We start from the raw sequence: 6,166 nt of genomic DNA on the forward strand, positions 1-6,166 counted from the left end.
CGCGGTTGCGTCACTGACCGCAGCCACGTCCACCAGCGTTTTTGCCCAGCAGGGCGAAGATATCCAGTTAGAAGAAGTCGTTGTTACCGGTTCACGTATCGCTGGTGACCCCAATGCCATCGCCTCGCAACCGGTGACCAGCGTCAACGCCGAGGATATTGCCATTTCCGGTGAGTTCAATATCACCGATGTTATCAATGATATTCCTGCGCTGTTCTCGTCTAACACTTCAGAAAACTCGCTGGACGGTAACAACGCAGCCGCGGACGGCACCAACACCCTAAACCTCAGAGGGTTGGGCGCTGCCCGAACACTTGTCCTGGTTGATGGTCGGCGTCACGTCGCCGGTGCAGCGGGTACTCAGTCTGTTGACGTCGGCTCGCTACCCATGAAGCTGATCGAGCGCGTCGAAGTGCTCACCGGCGGCGCTTCCGCTGTCTACGGTGCTGACGCGGTAACCGGTGTTGTGAACTTTATTCTCAAGGACGACTACGAAGGTTTCGAAATCGACCTGCAAACCGGTATGTCCAGTGAAGCCGATGCGGGACAGTCTGCGATCTCTGCCCTGTGGGGTAAGAACTTCAGCAACGGTCGCGGTAACGTCGCCGTAACTCTCGATTATCGTACCGATGAAGGCCTTGAGGCTGGCGAGCGTGGCCGTGATGGGCTTCTCACGGGTACCGGGCGAGACTGGGTCAACCCGGATCTGCGTTTTCAGCAGGGTGATATCACGGGCGACACGCCCAACTTCCAGCAGTATTTCAATTTCCAGAATACGGGTTTGACGGATTTCGGGCTGCCGATTCCCACTCAGGAAGATTTTATTGCCGACTACCAAGCTGAGTTCGGTATGGCGCCGTCCATTACCGCAGCGGAGGAGGCCTTGTTCGCGCAGGCGGGAAGCGCTCCCCAGCGTGCCGTAGAACTGGGCAGATCATTCCCCTTTACCTCAGGCTACGGCTACATCATCCCGGGTAACCCCTACACCTTTGAAGGTTTTGATCCTGACGTACCCATTGATTTAGATGGCAATGGCCGTAATGACTGCCAGGATTCTTTCACTGGTTATAACTCGGTGTTTGGCGCCGCGTCTTTTGGTGTTGTGGGCGGTTGTTGGAACGTTGATCAGAATGGCGGTTATGCCCCGGTGCAGGACGGTCGGGTCGCGGGCAACTTCCAGGGCTTTGGCGGTGATTCCCTCAACACCATTCAGCAGGCCGACAGCTACCTGATCACCCCGGAAGACAAGATCACTTTAAACATGGTCGGCCATTTCGACATCAACGAGAACATGACCGCGTTTGGTGAATTCAAATACGGTTGGCAGGAAAACGAAAACCAGGAGCGGCCTCAGTCCTTCTGGGATCTGTTGTTTGGCGCTCCTGACAACCCCTTCCTCCCTGCATTTATTCAGCCTGTTGCCCAGGAACTGGGCGGTGTGGCGATCACACTTGACCCCATTGGTCTTGGACCTACCCAGCGCGTTACCGAGCGTGAAACTTTCCGTTTCGTCGGTGGACTGGAAGGCACTTTCTCCAACGGATGGACCTATGAGGTTTCTGCGAACTACGGCAAGTTCGAGCAGACCATTGAGCGCAGCAACGAAGTCATCGTGGATCGCTTCCTGGCTGCAATCGATGCCGTGGCGGACCCTGCTACCGGTGAGGCAACCTGTCGCTCTTCCGTGGACCCGAATGCGCCGGTAGTTGCCACGCCTTTTGATATTCCGGTGTTTGATCCCGGCTACTACTCCTTCACCCCCGGTGACGGTCAGTGTGTGCCGCTGAATATCTGGGCTGGCGAAACAGGTATCACCCCTGAAGCCGTGGACTTCGTGACCCGTGCCACCAGCGAAGGGGCCACCCTCGAGCAGACGGTGTTTTCAGCAGTAGTGACCGGCGATTCCGCTGACTGGTTTGAGCTGCCTGCGGGCGCCGTGTCTTTTGCGGGTGGTGTTGAGTACCGTAAGGAAGAGTCAGAAACATCCTTTGACTCCTACGCGCTGGGCATCATCCCTGCGGGGGCTCCATTCCCTGAGGGTACGCAGCTGTCGGACGTCAGTGACAACAGCAACCTGCTGTTCCGTCCTGCGCTGTCCAACCGTAACGAAGTAGGTGACTACGACGTTACCGACGTATTCTTTGAAGTGAACGTACCGCTGCTGTCCGGAACGCCTTTCGCCGAATCCCTGGTGTTTGATGCGGCCGTGCGTGCCTCGGATTACAGCACTATCGGCGAGGCATACACCTGGAAGACCGGTCTTTCCTGGACGCCCATAGACGATATCCGTTTCCGTGCAACGGTGTCTCAGGCGGTGCGCGCACCTAACATCAATGAGCTGTTTGCACCCACCACGGGTACCAACTTCCGTCCCATCGATCCCTGTGATGCCGCCCAGCTTGCGGCGCTGTCCGGCTCTATTGGTGCGCAGACCCAGGCAAACTGTGTAGCGGACTTTGCAACCTTAGGACTCAACCCCTTTGATGCAGAGGGTAATTATGTCTACACCGATCCTCTGTCTGCCTCCTTTGGCGGTACTCAGGGCGGTAACCGGGAACTCCAGGAAGAAACGGCAGATACCTACACCATTGGTGTGGTTTTCCAGCCCTCCTTCCTTGATGGTTTGACGGTGAGCGTAGATTACTGGTCCATCGAGATCGAAGACGCCATCGAGTCTGTCACCTCGCAGAACATCGTGGACGCTTGCTATCAGGGTACTTCGCTCAACGAAGCCTTCTGTAGCCAGTTCACACGAAACTCGAACTCGTCCTCGGTGCAGTTCGGTGGCTTTAACTTCCTGCAGGTTTCGCCCATCAACTTCGCCAACCTCGAGTCAGACGGTATCGACTTCCAGGGAAGCTATGACTTCTCCATCGGAGAGCACGGCTTCAAGGCGTCCATCGGTGGCACCTACGTCAATGAGCTGAACCGTTTCTCAGACCCCCTTGATTCCTCCGTTGTGGATGTGGAGCTGGGTGAGGTCAACCGACCAGAGCTTGCCGGTAACATCTGGCTGAACTGGTACTGGAAGGACCTGACGGTACAGTGGCAGACGCAGTACCAGGATGAGCAGTTGCTGGCCTTCATCGAAATCGACACGGCACAAGAGCTGTATGGCGACTCGGTGGTACAGGATGAATACTGGCAGCACGATATCGCCGCTACCTTCGCTATTAAAGACACCATGAGTGTCTTCGGTGGTGTGCGTAACCTTACCGATGAGCAGCCGTTCATCACCAACCGCGGATACCCTGCCAGCGCCCGTGGTACCTATGTGTACCTCGGCTTCAACATGGTCTTCGGTGGTTTCTAAGATCGAGTCTTGATCGAAGGACCTAAACGAGCCGCTTACATTGCGTAGGCGGCTTTTTTTTGCCTGAAATTTGGGCCCCTCGCTAGTGGTCAGGCCAGGCTTCGGTAAATCCGGGTGATCAGTTCTTCGGCAATGAGCATCCCGGCCACTACTACGATGAACGCCAGCACCCCGTGCATGGCCCCCGCAAAGTGGAGCCCCTCACCAAGAATGCGATCCACGGCGCCAAGCATTACAAACTTTGAACCGAAGAGGATGAGCCAGGCGCTGAAGTAGCGCAGAAACGTCCAGTGGAAGCCCTTACGCTGATCAAACCAGCCACCGACACGGTGTTCCAGTGCCAGGGTCGCCTGCAGAAGCAGCTGCAACAGAATCGCGGCCACCAGGGAAATACTGAAGCTGTCCAGAGATACCCGGTCCCAATGCTCGGCAAACAGGTTGATGACGATGAGATCTGCAAAAAGGGCAATCAGGTAACGCACCAATAGTCGCTGGCGCGTTGAGGGTATCTCCGCCGTGGCGGCCACCACATGGTGATGCGTTTTAATAAGTCGACCCCTTTTTGCAATGCGCTAATCGCGCTTTAAATGTGTCTCTGGCGGACGTGCCGGTGCGCGTTTTTTCAAGCCATAAAGAACTTTGCAGCCACCACTGCAATGGGAAATCCGATAAGCGTGCGCATGATAAAAACGCCCAGCAGCGTCAAAATGTTGATCCTAAGCGCGCTGCGGAGAAGAAGCGAACCTACCTCCGAGAGGTAAATGAGCTGGGTTAACGACACCGCGGCGATTACGAATCGGGTGAGTTCGCTCTCCACTCCCTGACCGATGGCGGCCGGGAGGAACATGTCCAGAAAACCCACCATAAAGGTGGGCGCAGCGGCGGCGGCATCGGGTAAGCCACACCACTTAAGAAAGGGGATCAGGGGGGCGGACAGGGTCTGCATGACCGGCGTGAACTCCGCCACTGCCAGCCCCAGGGTGCCGATGAGTATTACCAGCGGCACCAGTCCCATCCAGATATCCATTACGTGCTGGGCCGAGGCCGCAAGGTACTCCTTGATATTCGGGCTTGTGGCGGCACGCTGTCTGGCGGCGTCGAGGGCTTTAGACAGAATATTGTCCTGCTCAGTATCGTCGTCACTCTGCACTTCGCTGACGGTTGCGTCGGTGGAGAGCGGCTGAATGCCCCTCAGAGGTGGCAGTCGTGGCAGAAGAATCGCACAGCACACACCAATGGTGACGATGGTTCCATAGACCGAAAAAAAGTACTCACGGAGTCCAATAAACTCCACCACAAACAGACAGAAGGGCAGGCTGGTTACCGAGAAATTGGTGGCAATAACAATAGCCTCGCGGCGGGAGTAGTGACCCTGTTCGTACTGGCTGATGGTAATCAGCACGCCCACCGCTGCCGCTGCCAGCCAGCTGGCCAAGGCGTCTACTGCAGCACGGCCCGGCAGCGTGAAGAGCCGACGAAACACCGGCTGCAGGAGCGTACCCACAAACTCCATGAGTCCGTAGTCGGTGAGCATGGGTAGAAGAAAGGATGCGCACAGAAAAATGGTGACGATGGTGCCCCCAAGGGAAAACAGGGCAACCTCACCGGTGTATTCACTCCAGATAAATTCCGGTCCCAGCTGGAACACAATGAGCCAGGCACAGAGGGTGCCCAAAAGCCGCAACGCCAGCCAGAACAGGGGTACATCAAATACCCGGGTAACACCGTGTTGCCGATACCGGCGCTGTAACGCTGGATTAACGGCGCCAGCCACGGTCAGCAGCGCAGACACCGTGACGATGGACAACAAAAGTGCAGGCATTTCATCACCGATAAACCCCCGCAAGGAATCCGCGGCAACGCCCAGAAGTATGGTCCAGGCACCGTCGTAAAAAATCGGGCATAGAAAAACCGCCGCGCCAACGAATGACGGTACCAGGAATCGATTCAAACTGGCGGATGCCTCCTGCATGGTAGCTGTACTCATAGCCCCGGGCCGTGCCCTGAACTAACGAGAGAGATCTACTATGGCCCGGCCGCGAATCTTACCCGCGAGAATCTCCGGGGCCCGGGACAAAACCTCACTGAAGGGTAGATCGAAGGACAGTGCTTCAAGCTTGTCGAGGTCCAGCTCCTTTGCCAGGCGGTTCCAGGCAATGAGTCTGCGTGACATGGGCGCCTGTACCGAGTCGACGCCCTGAAGGCGTACATTGCGCAAAATGAAGGGCATGACAGTAGCCGGCAGATCCGCGCCCTGGGCGAGACCGCAGGCGGTAACCACGCCGTCGTAGCGAGTCTGCGCGATGGCATTGGCGAGGGTGTGGCTGCCGACGCAGTCGATAACGCCGGCCCAGCGCTCTTTCTGAAGAGGTTTGCCTTTGTCGGACAGCTCCGCGCGATCAAGAATGCCTGTGGCACCGAGGCCGAGAAGAAACTCGGACTCGCTTGCCCGGCCTGTTGAGGCAATGACTTCGTAGCCCAGGTCCGCCAGCAGGCTGATGGCTACGGTGCCTACGCCGCCGGCCGCACCGGTGACGAGTATGGGGCCGTCGCCGGCTGCAGGGCCATTGTTTTGCAGGGCCATCACGCTAAGCATCGCCGTGTAGCCGGCGGTGCCAATCGCCATGGCTTGTGCGTTGGAAATGGATTCGGGCACTTTTACCAGCAGATCGCCGCTGACCCGCGCTCGCTCGGCATAGCCGCCGTGAAGAAATTCCGACGCGCCATAACCGTTCATCACTACCCGGTCACCAACCGCAAACTCTTCATGCGTCGATTCCAGCACCGTGCCGGCATAGTCAATACCCAGCACCAGAGGATGGCGCTGGGCGATGGGGGCAGCGCCGCTGATGG

At 57.2% G+C, this 6,166-nt stretch carries 4 protein-coding genes; 1 reads left to right on the forward strand and 3 read right to left on the reverse strand.

Annotated elements, in window-relative coordinates; genetic code table 11:
• Positions 1-3,313 (forward strand): TonB-dependent receptor domain-containing protein (locus ACTG3T_RS03305; protein WP_439100845.1); only part of this gene is annotated, 3,313 nt, incomplete at its 5' end.
• Positions 3,314-3,402: 89 nt separating this feature from the next.
• On the opposite strand, the gene ACTG3T_RS03310 is transcribed toward ACTG3T_RS03305, so the two are convergent.
• From ACTG3T_RS03310 to ACTG3T_RS03320, 3 genes are all read right to left on the reverse strand, one after another.
• Entirely contained in the window at positions 3,403-3,843 is a 441-nt protein-coding gene (locus tag ACTG3T_RS03310; protein ID WP_439100846.1) for a hypothetical protein, read from the reverse strand.
• A 92-nt stretch (positions 3,844-3,935) separates the two neighbouring features.
• Positions 3,936-5,300, reverse strand: coding sequence for a YjiH family protein (locus tag ACTG3T_RS03315; RefSeq protein ID WP_439100847.1), 1,365 nt, complete (start codon positions 5,298-5,300; stop codon positions 3,936-3,938).
• Positions 5,301-5,321: 21 nt separating this feature from the next.
• The coding region (locus ACTG3T_RS03320) for an MDR family oxidoreductase (protein ID WP_439100848.1) at positions 5,322-6,166 on the reverse strand (845 nt) is incomplete at its 5' end.

The organism is Congregibacter sp., assembly GCF_965660375.1.
Lineage (GTDB): Bacteria > Pseudomonadota > Gammaproteobacteria > Pseudomonadales > Halieaceae > Congregibacter.

Bases quoted from the DNA above. Each gene is read 5' to 3' on its own strand.
- ACTG3T_RS03315 (WP_439100847.1), bottom strand. From the start codon at position 5,300: ATGAGTACAGCTACCATGCAGGAGGCATCCGCCAGTTTGAATCGATTC.